This window comes from Rhizobacter sp. LjRoot28 (assembly GCF_964253025.1).
Classification (GTDB): Bacteria; Pseudomonadota; Gammaproteobacteria; order Burkholderiales; family Burkholderiaceae_C; genus Rhizobacter.
In genome coordinates, this window is sequence record NZ_CAXUQC020000001.1 from 528,001 (window position 1) to 553,622 (window position 25,622).

General features: G+C 68.5%; 26 protein-coding genes and 1 tRNA gene. 13 read left to right on the top strand and 14 right to left on the bottom strand.

Translation table 11 applies throughout. The annotated features are described in order from the left end of the window. Nucleotide 1 precedes the first annotated feature (1 nt). Together ACSQ2F_RS02520 and ACSQ2F_RS02525 are read left to right on the top strand one after the other, a co-directional pair. Nucleotides 2-1,312 carry a replication-associated recombination protein A gene (locus tag ACSQ2F_RS02520; protein ID WP_436019440.1) on the top strand — a complete coding sequence of 437 codons (1,311 nt, stop codon included), beginning with the start codon at nucleotides 2-4 and terminating at the stop codon, nucleotides 1,310-1,312. Between the two features lie 67 nt (nucleotides 1,313-1,379). Further along, nucleotides 1,380-1,841, top strand: a complete 462-nt coding sequence (locus ACSQ2F_RS02525; RefSeq protein WP_436019442.1) for an N-acetyltransferase family protein — start codon at nucleotides 1,380-1,382, stop codon at nucleotides 1,839-1,841. A gap of 30 nt (nucleotides 1,842-1,871) precedes the next feature. Here the strand turns inward: ACSQ2F_RS02525 and ACSQ2F_RS02530 are convergent, their stop codons facing one another. Genes ACSQ2F_RS02530 through ACSQ2F_RS02555 form a run of 6 tightly spaced genes read right to left on the bottom strand, consistent with a single transcriptional unit; the run spans nucleotide 1,872 to nucleotide 7,624 of the window. Then, nucleotides 1,872-2,840, bottom strand: coding sequence for a phosphatidate cytidylyltransferase (locus tag ACSQ2F_RS02530; RefSeq protein ID WP_436019444.1), 969 nt, complete (start codon nucleotides 2,838-2,840; stop codon nucleotides 1,872-1,874). Beyond that, complete coding sequence (locus ACSQ2F_RS02535; protein WP_436019446.1) at nucleotides 2,837-3,490, bottom strand: lysophospholipid acyltransferase family protein; 654 nt, start codon at nucleotides 3,488-3,490, stop codon at nucleotides 2,837-2,839. Before ACSQ2F_RS02535 ends, ACSQ2F_RS02530 begins: the two co-directional genes overlap by 4 nt. 16 nt (nucleotides 3,491-3,506) lie before the next feature. Continuing rightward, complete coding sequence (locus tag ACSQ2F_RS02540; RefSeq protein WP_436019448.1) at nucleotides 3,507-3,938, bottom strand: hypothetical protein; 432 nt, start codon at nucleotides 3,936-3,938, stop codon at nucleotides 3,507-3,509. Continuing rightward, nucleotides 3,935-5,239, bottom strand: a complete 1,305-nt coding sequence (locus tag ACSQ2F_RS02545) for a phosphatase PAP2/dual specificity phosphatase family protein (RefSeq protein ID WP_436019450.1) — start codon at nucleotides 5,237-5,239, stop codon at nucleotides 3,935-3,937. The genes ACSQ2F_RS02540 and ACSQ2F_RS02545 overlap by 4 nt, the downstream gene beginning before the upstream one ends. A gap of 10 nt (nucleotides 5,240-5,249) precedes the next feature. Then, nucleotides 5,250-7,022 (bottom strand): bifunctional alpha/beta hydrolase/class I SAM-dependent methyltransferase, encoded by a 1,773-nt coding sequence (locus ACSQ2F_RS02550; RefSeq protein WP_436019452.1) that lies wholly within the window; start codon nucleotides 7,020-7,022, stop codon nucleotides 5,250-5,252. After that, complete coding sequence (locus ACSQ2F_RS02555) at nucleotides 7,019-7,624, bottom strand: CDP-alcohol phosphatidyltransferase family protein (RefSeq protein ID WP_436019454.1); 606 nt, start codon at nucleotides 7,622-7,624, stop codon at nucleotides 7,019-7,021. The genes ACSQ2F_RS02550 and ACSQ2F_RS02555 overlap by 4 nt, the downstream gene beginning before the upstream one ends. 356 nt (nucleotides 7,625-7,980) lie before the next feature. Between ACSQ2F_RS02555 and ACSQ2F_RS02560 the strand changes: the two genes are divergently transcribed. From ACSQ2F_RS02560 to ACSQ2F_RS02575, 4 genes are read left to right on the top strand one after another with little or no spacing between them, the layout of a single operon-like run. Continuing rightward, nucleotides 7,981-8,904 carry a branched-chain amino acid ABC transporter permease gene (locus tag ACSQ2F_RS02560; RefSeq protein ID WP_436019456.1) on the top strand — a complete coding sequence of 308 codons (924 nt, stop codon included), beginning with the start codon at nucleotides 7,981-7,983 and terminating at the stop codon, nucleotides 8,902-8,904. Between the two features lie 19 nt (nucleotides 8,905-8,923). Beyond that, nucleotides 8,924-10,018 carry a branched-chain amino acid ABC transporter permease gene (locus ACSQ2F_RS02565; RefSeq protein ID WP_436019458.1) on the top strand — a complete coding sequence of 365 codons (1,095 nt, stop codon included), beginning with the start codon at nucleotides 8,924-8,926 and terminating at the stop codon, nucleotides 10,016-10,018. Then, nucleotides 10,015-10,803, top strand: a complete 789-nt coding sequence (locus ACSQ2F_RS02570; protein ID WP_436019460.1) for an ABC transporter ATP-binding protein — start codon at nucleotides 10,015-10,017, stop codon at nucleotides 10,801-10,803. The genes ACSQ2F_RS02565 and ACSQ2F_RS02570 overlap by 4 nt, the downstream gene beginning before the upstream one ends. Then, entirely contained in the window at nucleotides 10,800-11,513 is a 714-nt protein-coding gene (locus ACSQ2F_RS02575; RefSeq protein ID WP_436019462.1) for an ABC transporter ATP-binding protein, read from the top strand. The genes ACSQ2F_RS02570 and ACSQ2F_RS02575 overlap by 4 nt, the downstream gene beginning before the upstream one ends. Before the next feature lie 545 nt (nucleotides 11,514-12,058). Here ACSQ2F_RS02575 and ACSQ2F_RS02580 read toward each other — a convergent pair. After that, complete coding sequence (locus tag ACSQ2F_RS02580; protein WP_436019464.1) at nucleotides 12,059-13,090, bottom strand: CDP-6-deoxy-delta-3,4-glucoseen reductase; 1,032 nt, start codon at nucleotides 13,088-13,090, stop codon at nucleotides 12,059-12,061. Between the two features lie 56 nt (nucleotides 13,091-13,146). Between ACSQ2F_RS02580 and ACSQ2F_RS02585 the strand changes: the two genes are divergently transcribed. After that, complete coding sequence (locus ACSQ2F_RS02585; RefSeq protein ID WP_436019466.1) at nucleotides 13,147-14,049, top strand: SDR family oxidoreductase; 903 nt, start codon at nucleotides 13,147-13,149, stop codon at nucleotides 14,047-14,049. 16 nt (nucleotides 14,050-14,065) lie between these two features. Here ACSQ2F_RS02585 and ACSQ2F_RS02590 read toward each other — a convergent pair whose 3' ends face one another. Then, on the bottom strand, nucleotides 14,066-14,659 hold the full coding sequence (locus ACSQ2F_RS02590) for a rhomboid family intramembrane serine protease (RefSeq protein WP_436019468.1): 594 nt from the start codon (nucleotides 14,657-14,659) through the stop codon (nucleotides 14,066-14,068). A gap of 141 nt (nucleotides 14,660-14,800) precedes the next feature. On the opposite strand from ACSQ2F_RS02590, the gene ACSQ2F_RS02595 reads away from it, so the two are divergent. Beyond that, a tRNA-Leu gene (locus tag ACSQ2F_RS02595) sits at nucleotides 14,801-14,885 on the top strand. A gap of 104 nt (nucleotides 14,886-14,989) precedes the next feature. On the opposite strand, the gene ACSQ2F_RS02600 is transcribed toward ACSQ2F_RS02595, so the two are convergent. The 4 genes from ACSQ2F_RS02600 to ACSQ2F_RS02615 form a co-directional block, all read right to left on the bottom strand. Further along, nucleotides 14,990-15,388, bottom strand: coding sequence for a hypothetical protein (locus tag ACSQ2F_RS02600; protein ID WP_436019470.1), 399 nt, complete (start codon nucleotides 15,386-15,388; stop codon nucleotides 14,990-14,992). Between the two features lie 158 nt (nucleotides 15,389-15,546). Then, a complete protein-coding gene (locus tag ACSQ2F_RS02605; RefSeq protein ID WP_436019472.1) occupies nucleotides 15,547-15,978 on the bottom strand; it encodes a hypothetical protein in 432 nt (143 codons plus the stop codon). Further along, nucleotides 15,971-16,441, bottom strand: coding sequence for an ImmA/IrrE family metallo-endopeptidase (locus tag ACSQ2F_RS02610; protein ID WP_436019474.1), 471 nt, complete (start codon nucleotides 16,439-16,441; stop codon nucleotides 15,971-15,973). The genes ACSQ2F_RS02605 and ACSQ2F_RS02610 overlap by 8 nt, the downstream gene beginning before the upstream one ends. A gap of 212 nt (nucleotides 16,442-16,653) precedes the next feature. After that, entirely contained in the window at nucleotides 16,654-16,860 is a 207-nt protein-coding gene (locus ACSQ2F_RS02615; protein WP_436019476.1) for a hypothetical protein, read from the bottom strand. 193 nt (nucleotides 16,861-17,053) lie between these two features. Between ACSQ2F_RS02615 and ACSQ2F_RS02620 the strand changes: the two genes are divergently transcribed. The 4 genes from ACSQ2F_RS02620 (at nucleotide 17,054) to ACSQ2F_RS02635 (ending at nucleotide 20,796) form a co-directional block, all read left to right on the top strand. Next, complete coding sequence (locus ACSQ2F_RS02620; RefSeq protein ID WP_436019478.1) at nucleotides 17,054-18,979, top strand: PAS domain-containing hybrid sensor histidine kinase/response regulator; 1,926 nt, start codon at nucleotides 17,054-17,056, stop codon at nucleotides 18,977-18,979. An 84-nt stretch (nucleotides 18,980-19,063) separates the two neighbouring features. Then, on the top strand, nucleotides 19,064-19,969 hold the full coding sequence (gene cysM, locus ACSQ2F_RS02625) for a cysteine synthase CysM (RefSeq protein ID WP_436019480.1): 906 nt from the start codon (nucleotides 19,064-19,066) through the stop codon (nucleotides 19,967-19,969). Nucleotides 19,970-19,983: 14 nt separating this feature from the next. Next, on the top strand, nucleotides 19,984-20,547 hold the full coding sequence (locus tag ACSQ2F_RS02630; RefSeq protein ID WP_436019482.1) for an NUDIX domain-containing protein: 564 nt from the start codon (nucleotides 19,984-19,986) through the stop codon (nucleotides 20,545-20,547). Between the two features lie 12 nt (nucleotides 20,548-20,559). After that, nucleotides 20,560-20,796: a sulfurtransferase TusA family protein gene (locus ACSQ2F_RS02635; RefSeq protein WP_436019484.1), complete on the top strand. Its 237-nt coding sequence runs from the start codon at nucleotides 20,560-20,562 to the stop codon at nucleotides 20,794-20,796. 27 nt (nucleotides 20,797-20,823) lie between these two features. Here the strand turns inward: ACSQ2F_RS02635 and galU are convergent, their stop codons facing one another. Further along, nucleotides 20,824-21,693: a UTP--glucose-1-phosphate uridylyltransferase GalU gene (galU, locus tag ACSQ2F_RS02640; RefSeq protein WP_436019486.1), complete on the bottom strand. Its 870-nt coding sequence runs from the start codon at nucleotides 21,691-21,693 to the stop codon at nucleotides 20,824-20,826. Nucleotides 21,694-21,864: 171 nt separating this feature from the next. On the opposite strand from galU, the gene ACSQ2F_RS02645 reads away from it, so the two are divergent. Continuing rightward, nucleotides 21,865-22,842: an NAD(P)-dependent oxidoreductase gene (locus ACSQ2F_RS02645; RefSeq protein ID WP_436019488.1), complete on the top strand. Its 978-nt coding sequence runs from the start codon at nucleotides 21,865-21,867 to the stop codon at nucleotides 22,840-22,842. Here the strand turns inward: ACSQ2F_RS02645 and ACSQ2F_RS02650 are convergent. Beyond that, nucleotides 22,784-25,594, bottom strand: a complete 2,811-nt coding sequence (locus ACSQ2F_RS02650; protein ID WP_436019490.1) for a valine--tRNA ligase — start codon at nucleotides 25,592-25,594, stop codon at nucleotides 22,784-22,786. The genes ACSQ2F_RS02645 and ACSQ2F_RS02650 overlap by 59 nt on opposite strands. Nucleotides 25,595-25,622: the final 28 nt, after the last annotated feature.

Below are 25,622 nucleotides of genomic sequence, written 5' to 3' on the forward strand. Positions count from 1 at the left end.
CATGGCCGCCGACCTCTTCGAGACCGCGCCGGCGGCGCCGCTGGCCGAGGCGCTGCGCCCGACCAGCCTGGACGAGGTCATCGGCCAGACGCACCTGATCGGCCCGGGCCGTCCGCTGCGGCTGGCGTTCGAATCCGGCAAGCCGCATTCGATGATCCTCTGGGGCCCGCCGGGCGTGGGCAAGACCACGCTCGCGCGCCTCACCGCGAGCGCCTTCGGCTACGAGTTCATCGCGCTCTCGGCCGTGTTCTCGGGCGTGAAGGACATCCGCGCCTCGATGGAACGGGCAGAGCACAACCTCGCGCTCGGCAAGAAGACCATCCTGTTCGTCGACGAGATCCACCGCTTCAACAAGAGCCAGCAGGACGGCCTGCTGCCGTTCGTCGAGTCCGGCCTCGTGACCTTCGTGGGCGCGACCACCGAGAACCCGTCCTTCGAGGTCAACTCGGCACTGTTGTCGCGGGCCCAGGTCTACGTGCTGCAGGGCCTGTCGGACGACGAACTGCGCCAGCTGGTGCAGCGCGCGCACGACAAGGTGTTCACGCACCTCAGCTTCGACGACGCCGCGGTCGATACCCTGGTCGGCTATGCCGACGGCGACGCTCGCCGCCTGCTGAACCTGCTGGAGCAAAGCGCGACCGCCGCGCGTGCCGCCGGCATCGAGCGGATCGACGGGCCGTTCCTGCAGAACGCGCTCACCCTGAACGCCCGGCGTTTCGACAAGGGCGGCGACAACTTCTACGACCAGATCTCGGCGCTGCACAAGTCGGTGCGTGGCTCGCACCCTGATGCCGCGCTCTACTGGCTGACCCGCATGCTCGATGGCGGCGCCGATGCCAAGTACCTGTCGCGCCGCATCGTGCGCATGGCCTGGGAGGACATCGGCCTGGCCGACCCGCGCGCCATGCAGATCGCCAACGACGCCGCCTCGACCTTCGAGCGGCTCGGTTCGCCCGAAGGCGAACTGGCGCTGGCCCAGGCGGTGATCTACCTGGCCATCGCCCCCAAGAGCAACGCCGGCTATATGGCCTACAACAAGGCGCGGGCCTTCATCAAGCAGGACAAGTCCCGCGAGGTGCCGGTGCACCTGCGCAATGCACCGACCAAGCTGATGAAGGAGCTCGGCCACGGCAAGGCGTACCGCTATGCCCATGACGAACCCGAAGCCTATGCGGCGGGCGAGACCTACCTGCCGGACGGCATGCGCGAGCCCGATTGGTACCAGCCGGTGCCGCGCGGGCTCGAGGTGAAGATCGCCGACAAGCTCGCCCACCTGCGCGCGCTCGACGACAAGGCCCGCGACGGCGGCTGAACGCAGCGGTATCCTCCGGCCCCCGGCGCCATGCGGCGCCTTCCTGGACCGAGAGAAGGACGAGGCGATGCAAGTCATCCACTGCACGGAAGAACACCTGGATGGGGTCGCCGAGCTGTTCAACGACTACCGCGTGTTCTACGAACAGCCGAGCGACCTGGCGGCCTGCCGCGATTTCCTCAGGGGCAACCTGGTGTCCAAGCGGTCGCGGATCCTGCTGCTGCGCGACGATGCTGACCGCGCGGTCGCCTTCGCGCAGCTGTACCCCGCCACCTGCTCGGTGGCGATGCGTCCGTACTACCACCTCTCGGACCTGTATGTGTCCACAGCGGCTCGCGGGCGGGGTCATGGGCGTCACCTGATGGCGTACATCACGCGGCATGTCGCGAGCGAAGGGGCCCATCGCCTCACCCTGGAAACGGCCGGCACGAACCGCATCGCGCAGCGCCTGTACGAGTCGCTCGGCTACGAGCGCGACGCCGTCTTCCTCACGTACCACCGTCTGCTGGACGGGGTGGCGGGCGCGTGATGGCCGGGCCGCGGCAAGGCACCCGGTGCGTCAGGGGACCCACCAGAACCGCACCACGTGAAAGAACATGGGGGCGGCGAACACGACGGAGTCCAGGCGGTCCAGCATGCCGCCGTGGCCTTCGATCATCGCGCCCCAGTCCTTCACCCCGCGGTCCCGCTTGATGGCCGACATCACGAGCCCGCCGAGGAAGCCCATCAGGCAAATGGCGAGGGACACGAGCGCCGACTGCCAGGGCGAGAACGGCGTGATCCAGTAGAGCCCGGCCCCGAGCAGCGTGGCGGAGGCAATGCCGCCCACCAGGCCCTCCAGCGTCTTCGAAGGGGACAGCTGCGGCGCGACCTTGCGCTTGCCGACGAGCTTGCCCCACACGTACTGCAGCACATCGCTGCCCTGCACCACCATGATGAGGTAGGCGATGAGCAGCAGGTTGCGGCCCTCGTAGCCGGGAATGTCGAGGGTGAGAAGGGCCGGCAGGTGCGACAGGCAGAAGACGCAGATCATCAGGCCCCACTGCATCTTCGCGGTGCGTTCGAGGAAGCGGTTGGTGTCGCCGCTGAGGCTGGCGAGGATGGGCAGCACGAGGAACACGTGCACCGGGATGAAGATCGAATACAGGCCGTACCACTCGATCCAGATCAGGTAGTACTGCAGTGGCAACGCCACGTAGAACATCAGGGCGAGCGCCAGGTGGTCGCCGGATCGGGTGTAGGTGAGGGTGATGTACTCGCGCAGCGCGGCGAACGACATGAAGGTGAACAGCACGATCACCCCGTTCTTGCCGAACACGAACGACAGGCTCACCAGCAGCACCATCACCCACCACGCCTTGATGCGGCTGTTGAGGTTGTCGATCACCCCATGCGGTTCGCCGCGCGCAACCTTCCACTTCAGCATGGCGCCGATGACGGACGCCACGACAAGCACGCCGAGCACGGCAAGGAAGAGCCACTGCGTCTGCTGGTGGAAGGGCGCGTCGGCGGAAGGCGTGTAGCTCATGGGGCGATGCTCTCTTGGGGACGCAGGGCCAGCACGGCGGCTTCGGCGCGTTGCAGGAAGGCGGCCTTGTCCTCGTCGGCGGCGAGGGCCACCGGCGTGCCGAAGCTCACGCTGCACACCATCGGCACGGGCAGCCACTGGCCTTTCGGGATGACGCGGCGGATGTTGTCGATCCACACCGGCACGAGTTCCACGTCGGGGCAGCGGCGGGCCAGGTGGAAGAGCCCGCTCTTGAAGGGCAGCAGCGGCGTCTCGCCGGTGTTGCGGGTGCCCTCGGGGAAGAGGATGAGGGATTCACCGCGCGACAGCGCATCGGCCATCAGGTCCACCGGGGAGGGCGCCCCGGGCTGCGGCTGGCGATCGATCAGCAGCGCGTTGAACACATCTCGCCCGATGAAGCGGCGCAGGGCAGAGGCAAGCCAGTAGTCCTGCCCCGCGACGGGGCGGGTCGCGTGCCGCAGTGGTGCGGGCAGGGTGGTCCAGATGAGGACGAAGTCGCCGTGACTGCCGTGGTTCGCGAAGTACACGCGCCGCGCTGGCGTGGGCAGGCTGCCGCGCCAGATGGGCCGCACCCCCGTCAGGGCGCGGGCGCAGAACATGATGAGCTCGCCGGTGATGCGGCCGGGCACGCGTTTGAGCAATGACGTCATGGGCCGGGGATTCCGTTCAGATCCAGGTGAGGGCCGCCGCCAGGGCGCAGAGCAGCGCCACGGCCATGTGCCATCGATGCAGGCGACGCGCGCCGGCGATGCGGGCGGCCAGCGGTCGGCCGGCCTTGGCGACGTCGACATCGAGTGCGCGCATCAGACCGGCGTCGAGCGCACCGAGGCCGGGCAGCGTTCCGTCGGCAAGGCGGGCGAAAAGCCGTGCATCCAATGCCAGGCGAAGGGCGAGGTAGCGCTCGGCCAGCAACAAGGGCAGCAGCAGGAGGAGGGGGTGCGGCGCCCCGCCGGTCGCAACGCCGGCCAGGGCGGCGGCGGCACTTGCACCTGCTGCCACGGCACTGACGGTGGCGGTCGCCAACCAGTCGGCGCACACCGCACATGCGGCGCGGTCCGCCGACCCGAGGGGCGGCGCATCGGCCTCGTCGGCCATCATGCGTGCTCCCGCGCCTGGTGCACCGTGCGCTCGATGATCGCGAGCAGGCCCGGCTTGATCACCACCTGGGGCCTCACCTGGCGCAACACCGCCACCGCCTCGTCCACGCTGCGGCAATGCCCGAACACGCAAAGCCACGTCGCCACGACGGCCGAACTGCGTGAGAACCCGAGCGCGCAACTCACGAGCACCGGTCCCTCGCGCGCGGCTTCATCGACCGCGCGGGCCGCGTCGAGCAACTGCTGGGGGCTCGGCTCGGTGAGGTCCAGCCAGCCGTGCGAGCGTGCGCCCTTGTGGTGACAGCCGAGTTCGGCCGTGACGTCGATGACGCGGCCGAAGCGCCGATGGTCCTCATCCCAGGGCAACGGCAGTCGGCCCAGCCACACCGCCTGGTCGCCCACTTGTGCGCTGCCGGGCAGGCCGAGTGTCCACGCCCGCGCGTTGACCCAGGCGCACACTCGGTAAGGGAGGAAGAGCAGGCGCACCGCGATGCTGTGCCGCCCGTTCATGCGCTTCTGGAACCCGCGCTCGCCCAGCGCCGCATAGCACATGGCCACGAGTGCGAGCGATGCCGCCGGCCAGTAGAACCACCACCACGGCCGGCCCAGGCCGGCGAGCAGCGCGCAGGCCAGGGCACCGAGCCCGTAGTACAGAGCCAGTCGCTGCCGGTCCGGCGAATCGCTCCATTGCCAGCGAGGGCGCTCGCCTTCCAGTGGCCACAGCCACAGGCACAGCGCCCCGGCGAGCAGCCCGGTGGGCACGTCGATGAAGTGGTGCTGCCAGGTCGTCAGCACCGAGACTGCGATGAGCGCGCTCCAGCCGTGGAGCACGCCCTTCCAGGCGCCATGCAGGCGCTGGCGGTAGAAGTCCCAGAGGATGAGCAGCAGCACGATGTGCAGCGATGGCGCCTGGTTGTAGGGCAGATCGAACCCGGCGAGCGCATCGAACAGTGCGCCCGCCCAGCCCTCCACCGCAGGCCGAGGCACCGAGAACTTGAGAGGGAACAGCAGGAAGCAGGCGACGCTGATGACCTGCGCCGTGAGCAGCCGCAGGCCATGCCGCTTCAGTTCGAGCGGCGTGCGGCACACCAGCAGCGACAGGCCGTAGAACAGGTCGATCGACCAGTAGGGCAGGATGGTCCATGGCCACAGCGGGATGTGCTGCTCCCACTCGAACACGATGCTGGGCACGGCCGGGCGCGCTGCCGCCATCTGGTTGGCCAGGCCGTACGACAGGAAGAACAGGGGGGCCAGCACGGCAAGCCATGCGAGTCCCTGTTTCCAGAGCGGTGGCAACTTCATCGGGTTCGGCTCAGTGGGGCAGGCGCACGGCCATCGACACGGTGAAGATGCCCCACTCGTCGACGCGCTGCGTCACCTTGCGGAAGCCGGCGGCCTCGACGAGCTGGTCCATCTCCTGCTGCGTGCGCCGCCGCATGACCCAGGCCGCGCCATCGCGGTGGCTGGTCAGGGCCCGGGCAATCAGTTCGAGCTGCGGATGCCAGGGTTGGCCGGTGTAGACGAGGCAGGCGCCCGCTGGCATGGCATCGGCCAGGCCGGCCAGCGACCGCGCCACCATGGCGTTGTCCGGGAACAGTTCGTAGAGCCCCGAGACCACCCCGACCGTCGGCACCGGCTCGGCCCGCGCCAGGCTGTCGCGGTCGAAGGCGTCCCCCTGGTCGAAGCGGGCGATGTCAGGCAGGCCGCGGCTGGCGATGAGCTTGCGACCGTCGCGCACGTTGATGTCGCTGTAGTCACGCAGGCGCACCGAGTCGGGCCGCAACGGGCTCTGCGCGACGGCGTCGAGCACGTAACGGCCATGGCCGGCGGCGATGTCCAGCAGGTTGAGCGGCAGGCCGTTGTCGCGGGTGGTCTGCATGGCCAGCTGCAGCAGTTCCTCGACGTGCAGCTTGCGTTGCCGGATGCCGCGCCAGCCGATGGCGTCGAGGTAGGTGCGGTCGACGAACCGGCCCAGCGGGCCCGCACCCTGCGGAGTGTCGCGGTAGACGTAGTCGAGCGTGCTGCCGGAATCGAAGCCGGTGTCGCGGCCGATCTGCAGTCCGCGGGCAAGGGGTGCAGCCCAGCGCAGGCTGGCCCGGGTGGACGCCCAGTAGATCCCGCGCGGGCTCAACGGGTGCAGCGGGGCCGACAGCACCTGCGCTTCCTCGAAGGTGAATCCGCGCTCGTGCGCATCTTGCACGTCGGCCGCCTGGAAAGGTGCCGAGAAGAGGCGCTCGATGAAGCCGCGGATCATGGCCACGGCCGGCGCCCGATCCCGCTCGCCCAGCGTGTCGTGGAAGAAGCCCGGCAGCACGTGCTGTTCCTTGATCGCGCTCCCGAGGCGCTCGAAGAACTGGTGCTGGGGCTTGGCATGCACCACCCAGTCGGCACCCGAGACCAGCAGCTGGGTGGGCACCGTGATGGCGGCCGCATCGGCCACCACCCGTTCGGCCGCTTCGTAGAGCCCGAGCAGGATGTTGGCGGAGATCGGTCTCGAGATGAGCGGGTCCGTCTCGTAGCTCGCGATGCGGGCAGGGTCGTGGGTGAGGAACTTCGCCTTCACGTAGCTGTTGACGAAGAAGTTGCCCCGCAGCGCCTTCATCAGGCGGATGCCGGTGCGCGCGAACGGCACGTACAGCTTGACCTTGAAGGCCGGCGACGCGAGCGTCATGCCGCGCAGGCGCGGCGCGTAGTCGTGCACCCAGGTCGACGCGAGCACGGCGCCCACGCTCTGGGCGATGACGAACGTCTCTTCCGGTCGCACCAGGTGGTCGGCTGCCAGGTGCGCCATGAAGGTCTGGATGTCGCGCACCGACGTGCCGAAGCTCGGGCTGAAGCCGCGCTCGCCGGGCGACCGGCCGTGGCCGCGCGCATCCCAGGCGAACACGTCGAAGCCGGGCAGGTCGAGCTCGTCCACCAGATGGGCCATCCGACCCGAGTGTTCGTGGCCACGGTGAAAGAGCACGATGCTGCCGCGGCGCTGGCCGCCCTGGGCGGGCCAGTGGCGGTAGAAGAGTTCCACGCCATCGTGGGTGCGGAAGCGGTGTTCGTTCAGGGGGCGGCGCGTCAGCGCGGAGTCGGTCATCGAAGTTCCTGCAGGCCCATGCGCACGCGGCGCACGACAGTGAGGGCGGTCAAGGCGACCGCCAGGGGAAGGACGCCGGCAACCCAGCCAGGCAAGGGGTGCCAGAGCGCCACCGCCAGGCCGAGCGCGCCGACGAGCACGGCCCGGTCGCTCTTGCCGAGCGGGCCGTCGTAGCGGCGCGAGGCTCCGACCGTCTGCCCCAGCACGCCGGCCATCTCGGACAGGGCGGCGGCCAGGATGAGGGCGCCGACCCAGAGCGGGTCGAACGGCAGCAGCGCTGCGAAGGGCAGGTACAGGGCGGCGTCGGAGACCACGTCGGTGAGTTCGTTGAGGTAGGCGCCCAGGTTCGAGCGCTGCCCGTACTCGCGGGCCAGCATGCCGTCCAAGGCATTGAGGGCCATGCGCACGGACAGCCACGCCGGCAGCAGGGCGAAGGCGCCCGGCACCGGTGCAAGGTAGAGGCAGACGCCGAGGGCCACCGAAAGGGCACAGGCGAGAAGCGTGACCTGGTTGGCGGTGACGCCGAGCCGGAAGAGGGCGCCGGCGGTCGGACGCAGCAGGCGCTGGAAGGCCGGCTTGAGCTGGTAGATCGAAGGCACCATCGTATCGGCCGGCGCCCGAACCGTATCGGACTGCGCCGGGGCCGTATCTCCCCTGGCAATGTGGTGGCGGGAGAATACCCGGGTTGTCGCGGTGGACAGGTCCTTCCTAAGAGGGGAGCATGGGCGACCCCCTTCAACCCGGGGGGCGGTCGTGCGCTTGGGGCTCAACGTGCCCTCATGCACGGGCAGCGCAAGGAAGATCGATCCCGAGACCACTAGAATGCGCCCCCAAGTGAACGTTCGCAGGCGACTCACGAAGCCTGGGCACGAAGCCATGGCCGTGTTTTTGCTACAAGAAACCGAGCGTCCCCGGGTCCCAGGGACCCCAACTTGATCTGCAGGAAAAAACACAACCGATGGACACCTTCATTCAGCAGATGATCAACGGGCTGGTGCTAGGCAGCGTCTACGCCCTGATCGCCCTAGGCTACACAATGGTCTATGGCGTGATCAACCTCATCAACTTCGCTCACGGCGAGGTGCTGATGGTCGGCGCGATGACCGCCTGGACCGTCGTCACGGCCCTCTCCGGCACGGGTTGGCCCGGCTGGCTGCTCATGCTCATCGCGCTCCTTGCCGCGATGCTCGTCTGCGCCATCCTCAACTTCGCCGTCGAGAAACTCGCCTACCGGCCGCTTCGCAATGCACCGCGCCTCGCGCCGCTCATCACGGCCATGGGTGTTTCGCTGCTTCTCCAGACGCTCGCGATGATCGTCTGGAAGCCGAGCCCCAAGCCGTTCCCGATCCTGCTCGACGCGCAGCTGTACCACATCGGTGGCGCCGTCATCAACACCGTGCAGATCCTCATCCTGGTGCTCACCGTGGTGACCCTGGGCGGCCTCATGTTCCTCGTCAACAAGACCCGCATTGGGCGCGCCATGCGGGCCACGGCCGAGAACCCGAAGGCCGCGGCCCTGATGGGCGTGAACCCCGACACCGTCATCTCGTTCACCTTCGTGGTGGGCGCGGTGCTGGCGGCCCTCGCCGGCGTCATGTACGCCGCCAACCTCGGCACCGTGCAGCACACCATGGGCTTCCTGCCCGGCCTGAAGGCCTTCACCGCCGCCGTGTTCGGCGGCATCGGCAACCTGGCCGGCGCCATGGTCGGCGGGGTGCTGCTCGGCGTCATCGAGGCGCTGGCCGCCGGCTACAGCGGCATCCTGACCGGCGGTGTGATCGGCAGCGACTACAAGGACGTCACCGCCTTCATCGTGCTCATCCTGGTGCTCACCCTGAGGCCGCAGGGCCTGCTCGGCGAGCGTGTGGCCGATCGAGCCTGACCGAGAGCGAATCACTTTCATGCAATTCAGAAAACACTCCTTGCTGACCTACGGCCTGGCAGCCGTGGCGCTGCTCATCCTGCCGCTCATCGTGCAGCCCTTCGGCCCGGGCTGGGTGCGCATCATCGATGCCGCGCTGCTGTACGTGCTGCTCGCCCTCGGCCTGAACATCGTGGTCGGCTACGCCGGCCTGCTCGACCTTGGCTACGTGGCCTTCTATGCGGTGGGCGCCTATCTTTTCGCGCTGCTCGCTTCGCCGCACCTGCTCACGACCTTCCCGGCGTTGCAGGCCCACTTCCCGGACGGCCTGCACACGTCGCTCTGGCTGGTGGTGCCGCTCGGTGCCCTCGTGGCCGGCGTGCTCGGCGTGCTGCTGGGGGCGCCGACACTCAAGCTGCGCGGTGACTACCTGGCCATCGTGACGCTCGGCTTCGGCGAGATCATCCGTGAACTCGTCACCAACCTGAACAAGCCGATCAACTTCACCAACGGCGCACAGGGCCTGTCCAACATCGATTCGGCCCGCCTGTTCGGTTCCGACCTCAATCGCACGAAGGAGATCTTCGGGATCGAGCTCCCCGGCGTCACCCAGTACTACTACATGTTCCTGGTGCTGGTGATCGTCAGCGTGTTCATCTGCTACCGGCTCGAGCGCTCCCGCATCGGCCGCGCCTGGATGGCCATTCGCGAGGACGAGGTCGCAGCCAAGGCGATGGGCATCAACACCCGCAACATGAAGCTGCTGGCCTTCGGCATGGGCGCCACCTTCGGGGGCGTGTCCGGGGTCATGTTCGCCACCTTCCAGCGCTTCGTCTCGCCCGAATCGTTCGCGCTGAACGAGTCGATCATGATCGTCGCCATGGTGGTGCTCGGCGGCATGGGCCACATTCCGGGCGTCATCATCGGCGCGCTGCTGCTCGCGGCCCTGCCCGAGACGCTGCGCTACGTGGCCGGCCCGCTGCAGGAAATGAGCGGCGGCCGTCTCGATGCCTCCATCCTCCGCCAACTGCTCATCTCCGTCGCCATGATCGGCATCATGCTCGCCCGCCCCAAGGGCCTGTGGCCCGCGCCTGAACACGGGCGCAAGGATGCACCGAAGGGAGGCCAGGCATGAGCGCGGCCGTCCTCGAAGTCTCCGGCGTGTCCAAGCGGTTCGGCGGCCTGCAGGCCCTGTCGGACGTCAGCATCCGCATCGCCCCGGGCCAGGTCTACGGCCTGATCGGCCCCAACGGCGCCGGCAAGACCACCTTCTTCAACGTCATCACGGGTCTCTACACCCCCGACAGCGGCAACTTCCTGCTGGGCGGTGCACCGTACCAGCCCACCGCAGTGCACGAGGTGGCCAAGGCCGGCATTGCCAGAACCTTCCAGAACATCCGCCTCTTCGCCGACATGACCGCTCTCGAAAACGTGATGGTGGGGCGCCATGTGCGCACCCGCTCGGGCCTCGTCGGTGCGGTCTTCCGCACCAAGGCCTTCAAGGACGAGGAAGCCGCCATCGCGCAACGGGCGCGTGAGCTGCTCGACTACGTCGGCATCGCGCCGCTGGCCGACTTCAAGGCGCGGACGTTGAGTTACGGCGACCAGCGCCGACTCGAAATCGCCCGTGCCCTGGCCACCGACCCGCTGCTGCTCGCGCTGGACGAGCCGGCCGCCGGCATGAACGCCACCGAGAAGGTGGTGCTGCGCGGCCTCATCGACCGCATCCGCAATGATGGTCGCTCGGTGCTGCTGATCGAGCACGACGTCAAGCTGGTGATGGGCTTGTGCGACGGTGTCACCGTGCTGGACCACGGCAAGCAGATCGCCGAAGGCACGCCCGCGCAGGTGCAGTCGAACGAGGCGGTGATCGAAGCCTACCTGGGCTCCGGCCACGGCCAGAAGGCGGTGGCCCCATGAGCGCGCCCCTGCTGAAAGTCACCGACCTGCACGTCGCCTATGGCGGCATCCAGGCCGTCAAGGGCATCTCCTTCGAGGTCAATGAAGGCGAGGTGGTGAGCCTGATCGGTGCCAACGGCGCCGGCAAGAGCACCACGCTCAAGGCCGTCACCGCGCTGCAGCCCATCCGGGCCGGCAGCGTCGACTACCTCGGCCGCTCCGTCACGGGGCAGGGCGCCTGGAACCTCGTCCCGCAGGGCCTCGTGATGGTGCCCGAGGGCCGCGGCACCTTCACCCGCATGAGCATCGACGAGAACCTGCTCATGGGCGCGTTCATCCGCAAGGATGCGGACGTCGAGGCCGACGTGGACAAGGTCTTCGCCCTGTTCCCGCGCCTCAAGGAACGCCGCAAGCAGCTGGCCGGTACGCTGTCCGGCGGCGAGCAGCAGATGCTCGCCATGGGCCGTGCGCTGATGGCTCGTCCGAAGCTCCTGCTGCTCGACGAACCGTCGATGGGCCTCGCCCCCATCATGGTCGACAAGATCTTCGAGGTGGTCGAGGCCATCGCCCGGCAGGGTGTGACCGTGCTGCTCGTCGAGCAGAACGCCAGCCGCGCCCTGCAACTCGCCGACCGGGCCTACGTGCTCGAATCGGGCGAGATCACCATGCAGGGCGATGCGAAGGCACTCCTCGTCGATCCGAAGGTGAGGGCGGCTTACCTCGGGGAGTGAGGGCCCCCCAGTCGCTGCGCTCCTGCCCCCGAGGGGCGCCCCGGGTCGCCCGGCTGGAATGTTGGCCCCCCAGTCGCTGGCGCTCCTGCCCCCGAGGGGCGCCCCGGGTCGCCCGGGAGACCCGGGCTCGCGGGTGGCTTGAGGGGCGCTTCGCTGCGCTTGCTGGGCTTAGGGGCACGGCCTTGGCATGATGGCCGGCTTGCGCGGCGCGGAGTGGTGTTGGCGCGTGAGCGCTCGAACACAAGAGCTTCTGATCAAGCAGACGTGGAGAGACGTCCTGGCGTGGTCCGGTCCTCGGCGTTCACCGAGCGTAAGACCTTCACATTACCAACGATACGAATAAGGCGAAGCTGGTGTTCAGGCGCTTCTTTGAGCACTTTCTTGTCGCGACAAGAAAGTGCTTCGGCTGCCGGGCCGAGACCCGGCGCGGCCGTGCCGCCGAGACGCTGCGTGATCACCGCCTGCTACCCAGCGCAGGGCTTCTTCATCGACGGGGGCGCCTCTCCGGGGCGCCGTGCGATCGGCTGTGCCGGCGCGGCGAACCCTCAATGCTTGTCCTTCTCGCTGGTGAAGGAATCCGCGAAGAAGGCGTCGGCCGGGAGGCCGCAGCGTTCGGTGAATTCGCGCTGGGCGGTCTCGACCATGATGGGCGCGCCGCAGGCGTAGACCTGATGTCGCGCCAGGTCGGGCAGGTCGGCCATGACGGCCAGGTGGACGAGGCCGGTGCGGCCGGTCCAGCCGTCGCTCGGCCGCGGTTCGCTCAGCACGGGAACGTAGCGCAACTGGGGCATGGTCCGAGCGGTCTCGACGAGCCATTCGTGCGCGTAGAGATCGACGAGGCTGCGGCAACCCCAGTAGAGGTGCACCGGGCGGATGTCACCCGTGTGGCGCATGTGCTCGACGATGGCCTTGATGGGAGCGAAGCCCGTGCCGCTGGCCAGCAGCACGATGGGCAGCGGGTTGTCCTCGCGCAGGAAGAAGCTGCCGAACGGGCCTTCGAGGCGCAGGATTTCCTTTTCCTTCATGCCGTGGAAGACATGGTCGGTGAACTTGCCGCCCGGCATGTGGCGGATGTGCAGCTCGATGCCGGGTGACGCGTCCTGCGTGTGCGGCGCGTTGGCCATGCTGTAGCTGCGACGGCTGCCGTCGCGCAGGATGAACTCGATGTACTGGCCGGCGTGGTAGCGCAGCTTGTCGTTGGCGGGCAGCTGCAGCGAGAGGATCGCCACGTCGGGTGCGGGCTTCTCGATGCGAGTGACGCGCGTCGGCATCTTGCGGACGGGGAACTCGCCAGCCCCGGGGACGGTGCGGGCCTCGAGCACGATGTCGGTCTGCGGCGCGGCCACGCAGGTGAGGATCATGCCCGCGGCTTCCTCCTCGTCGCTCAGTGCCTTGGCCTGGTGGGCCCCATGGATGACGCGGCCTTCCACCAGCTGGCACTTGCAGGAGCCGCACGCCCCGTCCTTGCAGCCATAGGGCAGGCCCACGCCCTTGGCGATGGCGGCCGCCAGGATGGGTTGGTCCCGGTCGACCTCGAAACTGACTCCACTGGGCTGCACGGTGACGTTGAAGGTCATGGGGTAATCTCTCGCGGCAAACTGCATTGGCACCCCCCGATTTTGCCCGCGATCCCATGCCCTCCCTTGTTGCTCGTCCCACCCGCTTCCACCGGCCCGTCCTGCTGATCGTGGGGTGCGGCGACGTGGGGCTTCGCGTGGCCCGGCTCGTGTCGGCGCGCTGGCGGGTGCTCGCCTTGACGTCCACGGCCGAGCGCGCGCCGCTGTTGCGAGCGGCAGGCGCGGTGCCGCTGCTCGGCAACCTCGATGAGCCCGCCACGCTCGGGCGGCTGGCGGGCGTGGCCGACGCCGTGCTTCACCTGGCTCCGCCGGCGCGTGACGGCGCGACGGACGAGCGCACCCGCCACCTCCTGCGGGCCCTTGCACGCACCGGGCGGGTTCGTCGGCTGGTGTACGGCAGCACGACCGGTGTCTACGGCGATGCGGGCGGTGCTCACTTCGACGAGACCCGCGCACCCAACCCGGCGACGGACCGCGCGCGACGGCGGGTGGACGCCGAAGCGCGGGTGCGCTGGTTCGGCCGCCTGTTCGGCGTGCGCACCACCATCCTGCGCATCCCCGGCATCTATGCAGGCGACCGCGAGGGAGGCCATCCGCGCGAGCGCCTCGCCCGTCGAACGCCGGTCCTCGTGGACGCCGACGACGTCTACACCAACCACATCCATGCCGACGACCTCGCCCGCGCCTGCGTGGCGGCACTGCACCGCGGGCCGCCCCAGCGCGTCATCCATGCGAGCGACCACACCGAGATGAAGATGGGCGAATACTTCGACCTCGCCGCCGACCTGTGCGGGCTGCCGCGCCCGCCGCGCATTCCGCGCAGCGAGGCCGAGCGCACGATGTCGCCCCTGCAGCTGTCGTTCTGGGGAGAATCGCGCCGCCTCGACAACCGCCGGCTCGTCCGCGAGCTGCGCCTGGTACTGCGCTACCCCACGGTGCGGGAAGGCCTGCTGGCCTGAGACCGCGCGGCGTCCGTCAGCGCCGGCCGAACGGCACGCGGCCCCGCCAGTACTGAATCATCAGGAAGCCGCCCACCATGCCGCCCAGGTGAGCGAAGTGGGCCACGCCGCTGCGCGGGTCCATGACGCCGAGCAGCAGCTCGAGGCCGCCGAACACGGCCACGAACACCTTGGCCTTCATCGGAATCGGCGGGAAGAGCGGCATGATCGTCCGGTTGGGGAACATCATGCCGAAGGCGAGCAGCAAGCCGAAGAGCCCGCCGGAAGCACCCACCGTGGGATTGCCGGACCCGATGAGCGCCGCGAGCGCCAATTGCGTGAAGCCGGCCGTGACGATGCTGGCGAAATAGAACTGCAGGTAGCGCTTCGTGCCCCAGACCCGCTCCAGTTCCGACCCGAACATCCACAGGCCCAGCATGTTGAAGAACAGGTGGAAGAAGTTGGACGGGTCGTGCAGGAAGCCGTAGGTCACGACCTGCCAGGGCAGGAATCCGTGTCCCCAGGGCCAGAGGGCAAACAAGGCGGGCAGGAACGGCAGCAGGAACTGCGCGCAGAACACCCCGACGTTGATCAGCAGCAGGGCTTGGGTAACAGGAGGCATCGGAGGCATGCGCAAGTCCGGAACAAGTGGAGACAACCAGACCCGAAGCGTACCCGCTTTGTTCCACCGGGCGTCCGTCAGAACCTTCTGCGGGATTCCGCTCGGCACTCGCCGCGAATCATGGCAAAATGGCGGGCTCGATGAACACCGGCCTCGGTGGCGAAATCGGTAGACGCGCGGGACTCAAAATCCCGTTCCGCAAGGAGTGTCGGTTCGATTCCGACCCGAGGCACCATTGGTTGACGTGGCAGCGCTCGTTGCGAGCCGCAGCCTCAGAGTGCCGGGGAGTCGTTTCGCCTCACTCGCTTACTCCCAGACCGACCGAATCTGCCCCTGATCTCACCTCAGGCGTGGCGCGTTGAGTCGCTCTTGCCGGGCATACCACCCTTCGGCCGCAGCCATCGAGCCACACACGACGGGAAAGAACGGCGTCCAATGCATGGACGGTTCGATTGCCGCTTCCAGGTCTTTCGCGATCTGCCCGAGCGCGAGGAACGCCACTCGATAGTTCGGGTTCGTGCCCATGGCTCCGAGCCGGCATATCGCTACCCGGGCATAGGCGTCGACATCGACGCCGTGAGCGGTGACGCGCAGAAAGTCGTTGAAGACGACCTGGAGATCATCAAACCGGGCGTCAGCCGAAATGCTTTCCGCACTTCGGATGAACTCGACGGCGCTGACGAAACCAGTGAACGTCTTGACCGCGCGCCGGCCCTGCCAGGCAATGGTGCAAGTCATGGGGTGTCCCTCCACTCCGGAGTCTAGGCGCTTGACTTCAAGGGTGCACGTCGCAACGCCGCCTCCCCCCGCAGGACATGACGCCGCGTGCAGTCGTGCGGCGTCTCCTTACCAGGACGAGGGATCCGCCGAGCGGGCGGCGCGCGCGGCTTCGGGCGCTACGCCTTCTTGACGATGTCCGCGATCGTGCCCGCCGTTTCCCTCACCAGGGTCATCATGGGCAACAGCGTTTCGTCGGGGTCCTTGCTGCCGCGCGCATAGGCGCCGCGCAGCAGGGCGATGAGGATGACCGTGGGCGGCACGACGAAGGCGGCGACCAGGATGGAGGCGTGCCAATGCAGGTCCTTGCGGGGGTCGCTCAGCACGGCATGGATCAGCACGCCGCCGAAGATGACGGCGGCGAGGAAGAGCAGTGCCACGAGGCTGAGTGCGGTCCTCAGCAGGGTGAGTTGCTGGGAGCGCCGGTGGTAGAGCTCTTCGAGCCCGAGGTTCACCTTGGCTTGTTCCAGAACCGGTGGCGTGCCGGCGGACAGGTCGGTGGCCTCCCAGGCGGATTGGATGTCGGCGACCGCGATGCCTGCCTCAGCCACCGACGATTCCCAGCTGCACCAGGCGGTACTTCATCGCGACCTGTGAGACGCCGAACAGCGCAGCCAGCTTGGCGATGCCCCGGTACTCGCGCTTGGTGATGGCGTACTGCACGGTCTCGGCCGGCATCAGCAGGTCGGCCGCGAAGCGGTTGGCCTGTCGTTCGTCGTTGCTGTCTGCGGCCGACGAGAAGTTGGTGACGGGATCACGGAAACGAGGGTTGCCTGCGTTGAGGTGGCCGAGGACGTAGTGGCCGATCTCGTGCGCGATGGTGAAGCGCTGGCGAACCGGCACGTCGGCCTCGTTGTACGAGATGGCGGGGCGCCCCTGTTCGAGCTCGATCACGCCGCTCACGTTGAGCGCGGTCGCCTGCACGGGAATGCCCATGGCACGCGCGATCCGGCCCGGATCGACGGGCAGGGTTCCATCCCAGTACTGGCTCAATACTTCTTTCGGACTCGACATGGTCAGACCTTCGTCGCAGCGGCATGCGCCGGGACAGGTGTCGCGGCATGCGGCCGGACGCCTGGCGGCGCGACCGCCATTCTGCAGCATTTGCAGCAGGGCCTGTGCCGCAGGCCGGCCCGTCGGCCGGGACAGCGTGGCAGCGGCGGCCGGTCTCCGGCCGTGGCGATCGACAGGCGCCGGGCTGAACGCGCCGAGCCGGCGGCGACGGCTCAGACGCCTTCGACGGCTTCAGGCTCCTCGATCGCTTTGCGCGATGCCGCCCTCGGTGACAGTGCGCGCCAACGAGGGCGTCCGGCCAGTTCCTGCGCAATGGCATGGACCTCTGAGCCGCTCAAGCTGCGGTCGGCCTGCAGCATTTCAAGGCTGACCTGTTCCACCCAGTCGGCGTCGGTCAGGTCGTACGGCACTTCGTGCATGAGGTTCTCCTGTGAGGGCGCTGTAGGGGCGTTCGGCCCGGACGCTCGTGTCACCGCCCGCCCGCAGGTCGTTTCCCGCGCGCCGGCATAAACTGTGGACCCCACGAGGGTCCGCAAGTTCAGCCCTCGTGGCATGTCGCGTGCCCGAGTCGGCCGCGGTTCGTTTCACTCGGGAGCCTGGGCGCAAACGTCGATGGAAGTCGGACTGCCAGATGATCTGCCTGCCGCGGAAGGCCTGCTGGCCGCCGAGAACCGCTTTCACCTGTTGGTCGACAGCGTCCAGGACTACGCCATCTTCATGGTCGATCCGAACGGCATCGTGCTCAGCTGGAATGCCGGGGCGCAGCGCCTGAAGGGCTACGCCGCCGACGAGATCATCGGCCAGAGCTTCGAGGTGTTCTACCCCGCCCAGGCCGTCGCCGACGGCTGGCCGCGCGAGGAGCTTCGCCTGTCGGCCGCCGACGGGCGGGTGGAGGACGAGGGCTGGCGAATCCGGCGCGATGGCTCGCGCTTCTGGGCGAGTGTCGTCATCACCGCCCTGCGGGACCCGGCCGGGCGGCTGCTCGGCCACGCCAAGGTCACGCGCGACCTGACCGAGCGCCGTGCCCACGAGGAGGCCCTGGTGCAGAGCGAGGAGCAGCTTCGCCTGCTCGTGGGTGCCGTGCAGGACTACGCCCTCTTCATGCTCAGCCCGCAGGGCGAGGTGCTCACCTGGAACGCAGGCGCCGAGCGCATCACGGGCTATGCCGCCCCCGAGGTGGTGGGGCGTCACTTCTCGATGTTCTTCACGAGCGAGGCGGTGTCCGCCGGGATTCCCGCCCACGAGCTCGAGGTGGCCCGGCGCAGCGGACGGGCCGAAGCCGAAGGCTGGCGGGTCCGCAAGGGCGGCGAGGCCTTCTGGGCCAATGCCGTGATCACGCCGGTGCTGGGCCCGGACGGCAAGCTGAGGGGTTTTGCCAAGGTGACGCGCGACCTGTCGGAACAGCGCCGCATGATGGAACTCGAACAGTCGAGCCGTCGCATGGAGGAGTTCCTCGCCATGCTGGCGCACGAGTTGCGCAACCCGCTGGCGCCCCTGCGCAACGCCGTGCAGGTGATGAAGCTCAGGGGCGGACTGCCACCCTACATGGACCGCGTCACCGCGCTGATGGACCGGCAGACGGCCCAGCTCACCCGGCTGGTCGACGATCTGCTTGATGTCGCCCGGATCACCACCGGAAAGATCGCGCTGCTGAAGAGCCGCCTGGACCTTCGCGAGGTGGTTTCCGCCAGCCTGGAAGCGATCAGGCCGCAGGCGGTGGACAAGGGCCTGCGCTTGCAGCACGACGTGCCGAGCACGCCGCTCGAAGTGATCGGCGATGCCAGCCGCCTGATGCAGGCGTTGCAGAACCTGCTGAGCAACGCGGTGCGCTACACCCCGGCCGGGGGCGAGGTCCGCGTGCTGGTCGCCCGCCGGCTGGGTGCCATGGTGATCGAAGTGTCGGACACCGGCATCGGCCTGTCCCCGGGCGCCGAGCAGCGCATCTTCAATCTGTTCTCCCAGGAGCGCGTGGCACGTGACCCGTCCGACAGCGGACTGGGCATCGGGCTCAGCCTGGCCCGCCGCGTCGCCGAGTTGCACGGCGGGCGGCTGACCGCCCGCAGTCCGGGCCCGGGTCTCGGCAGCACCTTCACTCTGCTGATTCCGGCGGGCGTGGCGGCCGCGCCGGCGGTCCTTGGGACCGACGAAGCGCACGCCGTCGCGGCGGCTCAGGAGCGCGTCCTGGTCATCGATGACAACGCCGACTCCACCGATTCGATGGTGACCCTCCTGGGGCTGCTGGGGCATGTCGCGCATGGTGCCTGCAGTGGGGGCGAAGGCCTGACCGCCGCGGAGGTCTTCCGTCCCCACGTCGTGCTGCTTGACCTCAACATGCCCGACCTGGACGGCGTGGCGGTGATGCAGGCCTTGCGCCGCCGCTTCGGCGCGGAAGTTCGCATCATCGCCATGACGGGGTACGGCCGCCAGGGCGAACGGCGGAGCACCCTGGAGGCGGGGTTCGATGCGCACCTCACCAAGCCGGTCGAGATGGACCAGCTCCAGCGCCTGCTGTCGCCGCCTGCCGACGGCGCCGGTTGAATCGGAGATGGCGGTCCGGCAGGGCAGGAGCCCGCAGCCCGGCGGGCCGGTCCGAGGCCTGCGACAATCTCCGCAGGAGCGCGAATGAAGACCTACAAGACCCTCGAAGACGCGATCGGCCACACGCCCTTGGTGCGGCTCACGCGAGTGCCTGGCGAAGCGAACGAGCGCCGGGGCAACATCATCCTCGGCAAGCTCGAGGGCAACAACCCGGCCGGCTCGGTGAAGGACCGTGCGGCCATCAGCATGATCCGGCGGGCCGAGGAGCGCGGCGACATCCGCCCGGGCGACACCCTCATCGAGGCCACGTCGGGCAACACCGGCATTGCCCTGGCCATGGCGGCGGCCATCCGCGGCTACCGCATGCTGCTCATCATGCCGGAGGACCTCAGCATCGAGCGGGCCCAGACCATGAAGGCCTTCGGCGCCGAACTGCTGCTGACCCCCCGCAGCGGCGGCATGGAATACGCACGCGACCTGGCCGAGCAGATGCAGCGCGACGGCAAGGGCCGGGTGCTCGACCAGTTCGCCAACGCCGACAACCCGCGGGCGCACTACGAGAGCACCGGCCCGGAGATCTGGGATGACACCGAAGGCCGCATCACCCACTTCGTGAGCGCCATGGGCACCACCGGCACCATCACCGGGACCTCGCGCTTCCTGAAGGAGCGCAACCCCGCCGTGCGCATCGTCGGCGCGCAGCCCAGCGAAGGTTCGCGCATTCCCGGCATCCGCAAGTGGCCCGAGGCTTACATGCCGAAGATCTACGACGCCAGCCACGTCGACCAGACGATCGAGGTGAGCCAGGACGACGCCGAGGAGATGGCGCGTCGCCTGGCCCGCGAGGAGGGCTTGTTCGCCGGCATCTCGGCGGCCGGCGCCTGCTGGGCCGCCCTCGAGGTGGCACGCCATGTGGAGAACGCCACCATCGTCTTCGTCGTCTGCGACCGCGGCGACCGCTATCTGTCCACCGGCGTCTTCCCCGCCTGAAAGGCTCCCCGACCATGGCCCACGCCTTCAACTACTGCCCCAACTGCGCGACCGCCCTGCAGCGCCTGACCGAGATGGAAGACGGTGGCGCCAAGGAGCGCACGCGTTGCCCGTCCTGCGGGTGGACGCACTGGAACAACCCGACGCCGGTGCTCGCGGCGGTGGTGGAACTGCCGGAGCACGAAGGCCGGCTGCTGCTGGCCCGCAACGCCGCTTGGCCGCAGAAGTTCTTCGGCCTGATCACGGGCTTCATGGAGGCGGGCGAAACGCCCCAGGAGGGCATCACCCGCGAGGTGCTGGAGGAAACGTCGCTCGTGGCGGAGTCGGCCCACCTGATCGGCGTCTACGACTTCCAGCGCATGAACCAGGTGATCATCGCGTACCACGTTGTCGCGCGCGGCGAGATCAAGCTCTCGCCCGAACTGGTCGACTACAAGCTCGTGCCGCCCGCCGAGGTGAAGTGCTGGCCGGCCGGCACCGGCCAGGCCGTGGCCGACTGGCTGCGCACCCGCGGCATCGAGCCGCAGTGGATGGACTGGCCGACGGGCAAGCGGCCCACCGATGCCGTGGCCGACTGAGAGGACGACGCCGTGAACATCAACAAGGAAATCGACACGCGCGGCATGAACTGCCCGCTGCCCATCCTCAAGGCCAAGAAGGCCCTGGCCGACATGCACAGCGGCGAGGTGCTGAAGGTCGTGGCGACCGACCCGGGCTCCAACCGCGACTTCCAGGCCTTCGCCCGCCAGACCGGCAACGAGTTGGTCGAGCAGGTGGCCGCTGGCGGCGAGCCGCCGGAGTTCATCCACTACCTGCGGCGCCGCTGACCCGACAAGCCGAATGCGCCGGCCCGATCAGATCTCCAGCCCGCGCAGGTACTCCCTGAAGCCCGGCCCGAGGTCGGGGTGCCGCAGCGCCAGCTCCACGTTGGCCTGCAGGAAGCCTTCCTTGCTGCCGCAGTCGTACCGTTTGCCCTCGTAGCGATAGGCGAACACCTTCTCGCGGCGCAAGAGGCCGGCAATGCCGTCGGTCAGCTGGATCTCGCCGCCCACGCCGCGTGGCTGGGCGGCAATCTCGCGGAAGACGCCGGGCGTGAGGATGTAGCGGCCGGCCACGGCGAGCCGGGAGGGGGCGTCTGCGGGCTCCGGCTTCTCGACGATGCGCTGCACGTCGAGCAGGCGATCATTTACCGGCTGTCCCGCCACGATGCCGTAGCGGCGGGTGTGCGCCTCCGGCACCTCCTGCACGGCGAGGATGGAGACGCGCCATTCGTCGTACTGGGCCACCATCTGCTGCATGACGGGGGTTTCCCCCACCATCAGGTCGTCGGCCAGCAGCACGGCGAACGGCTCGTTGCCGACCAGGCGCTGGGCGCACAGCACGGCATGGCCGAGGCCGAGCGCCTGGGGCTGGCGCACGTAGATGCACTGCATGTCGTCCGGCTTCACGCTGCGCACCACGTCGAGCAATTCCTGCTTACCCGCCTGTTCGAGGGCTACCTCCAGCTCGAAAGTCATGTCAAAGTGGTCTTCGATGGGGCGCTTGTGCCGGCCGGTGACGAAGATCATCTCCCTCACGCCGGCGGCGTAGGCCTCCTCCACCGCGTACTGGATCAGCGGCTTGTCGACGACCGGCAGCATCTCCTTGGGCTGCGCCTTGGTGGCCGGAAGGAAACGGGTCCCGAGACCGGCCACGGGAAAAATCGCCTTGGTGACTGCTGACATGGTGCGAGCAACTGCGGGTGGTGATGTGCGAAAAGATTGTGTCACGGCGTGTCGGCCTGGCATGTCCCCTCGACCGCGCAGGCTCAACGCGATGCTGAATACTCACGCAGGCGCCCGGACCCCGGTGGCGCCTGCAGCCGACAACCGTTCGCCGAAGTGCCCGAAGTACCCATGGACCTGCTGATCGTCGACGCCCTGGACCAAGAGGTCATCCACTGGCTGGAATCCCGGCATTCGGTCCGGGTCGCACCCGAACTGGCCGACGATCCGCGCGAGTTCCGCCAGGCGCTGTACAACGTGCGCGCGCTGATCCTGCCCGCGTCGGTGGCGTTCAGCGCCCGGACCCTGCAGTACGCACCCATGATGCGGGCGGTGGGCCGCATCAACGCCGGCGCCGAGAACATCGATGCCGAGGCGTGCCTGCGGGCCGGGGTGGAAGTGGTGCGCAGTGCCACTGCCACAGCCCAGGCCGAGGCGGAATTCATGATCGGCGCGCTGCTGTCGATGCTGAGGCGCGTGCCCATCGCGGGCGCGGACGGCATGTTGGTCGGGCGCGAACTGGGCGCGTGCACCGTCGGCCTCATCGGCATGCCGCCGGCCGCCCGTGCCATGGCGGCCATGCTGTCAGGCTTCGGTTGCCGCGTGGTGGGTTACGAACCGTCCCTGCATGCGAGCGACGGCGTCTGGAACCGGTGGAAGGTGGCGCCCATGCCGCTGCGCGAGCTCATCGAGACCTCCGACGCCTTGGCCATCCAGCTCAACTACTTCAGCCGCTACCACGGCCTCATCGGCGAGCGCCTGCTGCCGTATTGCAAGCCGAACCAGGTGATGGTCAGCGTGTCCCATTCGGGCGTCTTCGACGAGCAGGCCTTGGCCGACGTGCTGCGCAGCGGGCGCATGGCGGCTGCCTGGCTCGACAGCCTGGAACCGGGTGCCCTCGACGAAGGGCATGCGCTGCACGGCATCGGCAACCTCCAGGTCACCCCGCGCCTGGGCAGCACCACGCGGGAATCCCGCCTGCGCAGCGCCTGGGCCGTGGCCCGGCGCATCGACGAGCTGCTCATGACGACCCCTTCCGGGGCCGCCGAGTTCAGGCCGACCGTGCCAGGCGAGCCGCTTGATCTCGCAGCCGAACCAGCGTCGCGCTGAAGTCGGCGATTCGCGCCTTTTCCTGATCCACCACCGACGCGGGCGCACGGGCCACGAAGCTCTCGTTCGACAGCTTGGCCGTGGCCTTCGCCACCTCGCCTTCGAGCCGGGCCACTTCCTTGGCGATGCGCGCCTGCTCGGCTGCCACGTCGATCTCCACATGCAGCGCGAGGCGGGCTTCGCCCACGTTGGTCACCGGTGACAGACTGGTGGCGGCGATGAAGGCCGCTTCGTCGGCGACCACGTTCACCTCCGACAGCTTGGCGAGCGCCTTCAGCACCGGCGCCGCGGTGGTGAGGAACTCGCTGTCGCCGAAGGTGTTGAGCGGCACCCTCAGGGCAGGGGAAAGCTGCATCTCGCCGCGCAGGTTGCGGCACGCGCCGACCAGCGCCTTCAGCTTGGCCACCCAGGCATCGGCCTGGGCATCGATGCGCGAGGGATCTGCCTCGGGGTAGCGCGCAACGACCAGGCTGTCCGGGGCGCCAACGGCCTTGATGCCGGCGATCGGGGCGACGCTCTCCCACAGCTCGGAGGTGATGAACGGCGTGATCGGGTGCAGCAGGCGCAGCACGGTCTCCAGCACGCGGATCAAGGTGCGGCGGGTGGCGCGCTGGGCGGCCTTGCCACCGGTCTGGATCTGCACCTTGGCGATCTCGATGTACCAGTCGCAGTACTCGTCCCAGACGAACTGGTAGAGCGCGTTGGCCACGTTGTCCAGGCGGTACTCCGCGAAGCCCTTGGCCACCGCGGCTTCCACCCGCTGCAGCTCGCCGCGGATCCAGCGGTCGGCCGGCGACAGCTCGAGTGGCAGCGATTCGTCGGTGCCGCAGTCGTGCCCCTCGCAGTTCATCAGCACGAACTTGGTGGCGTTCCAGAGCTTGTTGCAGAAGTTGCGGTAGCCCTCGCAGCGCTTGCTGTCGAAGTTGATGTTGCGCCCGAGGCTGGCGAGCGAGGCGAAGGTGAAGCGCAGCGCGTCGGCGCCGAAGCCGGGAATGCCCTCCGGGAACTCCTTCTCCGTTTCCTTGCGCACGCGCGGCGCCGTCTCGGGGCGGCGCAGGCCGACGACCCGCTTGTCGAGCAGGGGGCCCAGCGCGATGCCGTCGATCAGGTCGACCGGGTCCAGCACGTTGCCGTCCGACTTGCTCATCTTCTTGCCCTGGCTGTCACGCACGAGGCCGTGGATGTAGACGTGGCGGAACGGCACCTGGCCGGTGAAGTGGCGGGTCATCATGATCATCCGGGCGACCCAGAAGAAGATGATGTCGAAGCCGGTCACCAGCACCGACGACGGCAGGAAGAGGTCGAGCTCGCGCGTCTTCTCGGGCCAGCCGAGCGACGAGAAGGGCACCAGGGCCGAGGAGTACCAGGTGTCGAGCACGTCCTCGTCGCGGCGCAACTCGCCGGTGTAGCCGGCCGCCGTGGCCTTGGCGCGCGCCTCGGACTCGTCGCGGGCGACGAACAGTTCACCGCCCGTGCCGTACCAGGCCGGGATCTGGTGACCCCACCAGAGCTGGCGCGAGATGCACCAGTCGGTGATGTTGTTCATCCACTGGTTGTAGGTGTTGACCCACTGCTCGGGGAAGAACTTGACCTCGCCGCTCTGCACGACGTCGATGGCGCCCTGGGCGATGCTCTTGCCGTTGGCGCCCGGCTTCGTCATGGCGACGAACCACTGGTCGGTGAGCATCGGCTCGATCACCTGGCCCGTGCGCTCGCAACGCGGCACCATCAGCTTGTGCTTCTTCACCTCCACCAGGAAGCCCTGGGCCTCCAGGTCGGCGACGATCTTCTTGCGGGCGACGAAGCGGTCCAGGCCACGGTAGGCCTCGGGCGCGTTGTCGTTCAGCGTGGCGTCGAGGTGGAGCACGCCGATGAGCGGCAGGCCGTGGCGCTGGCCGACGGCGTAGTCGTTGGTGTCGTGCGCCGGGGTGACCTTCACGACGCCGGTGCCGAACTCGCGGTCGACGTAGTCGTCGGCAATCACCGGGATGCGGCGGCCGACGAGGGGCAGGGTGACTTCACGGCCGATCAGGGCGGTGTAGCGCTCGTCCTCGGGGTGCACCATCACGGCCACGTCGCCGAGCATGGTCTCCGGTCGCGTGGTGGCCACCACCAAGTCACCGCTGCCGTCCGACAGGGGATAGCGGATGTGCCAGAGCGAGCCGTCTTCCTCTTCGCTCGACACTTCCAGGTCGGACACGGCCGAGCGCAGCACCGGGTCCCAGTTGACCAGGCGCTTGCCGCGGTAGATGAGGCCTTCGTCGAAGAGCTTGACGAAGGTCTCGGTGACGACGGCCGACATCTTCGGGTCCATCGTGAAGTACTCGTGCTGCCACGAGACCGACGCGCCCATGCGGCGCATCTGGCGGGTGATGGTGGTGCCGCTTTGTTCCTTCCACTCCCACACGCGCGAGACGAAGTTCTTGCGGCCGAGGGCATGGCGATCCTGGCCCTGCTCCTGCAGCTGGCGCTCCACCACGATCTGCGTCGCGATGCCCGCGTGATCGGTGCCCGGCACCCACAGCGTGTTGTCACCCTTCATGCGGTGGTAGCGCGTGAGGGAGTCCATGATCGTCTGGTTGAACGCATGGCCCATGTGCAGCGTGCCGGTGACGTTGGGCGGCGGCAGCTGGATGGAGAACGACGGCTTGGCCGGGTCCAGCGTGGGTTCGTACAGGCCGCTCTGCTCCCACAGCGGGGCCCAGCGGGCTTCGATGGCGGCGGGCTCAAACGATTTGGCGAGTTCGGTCATGGTGGTCGCGTCCCCGGGCGTGGGGTCG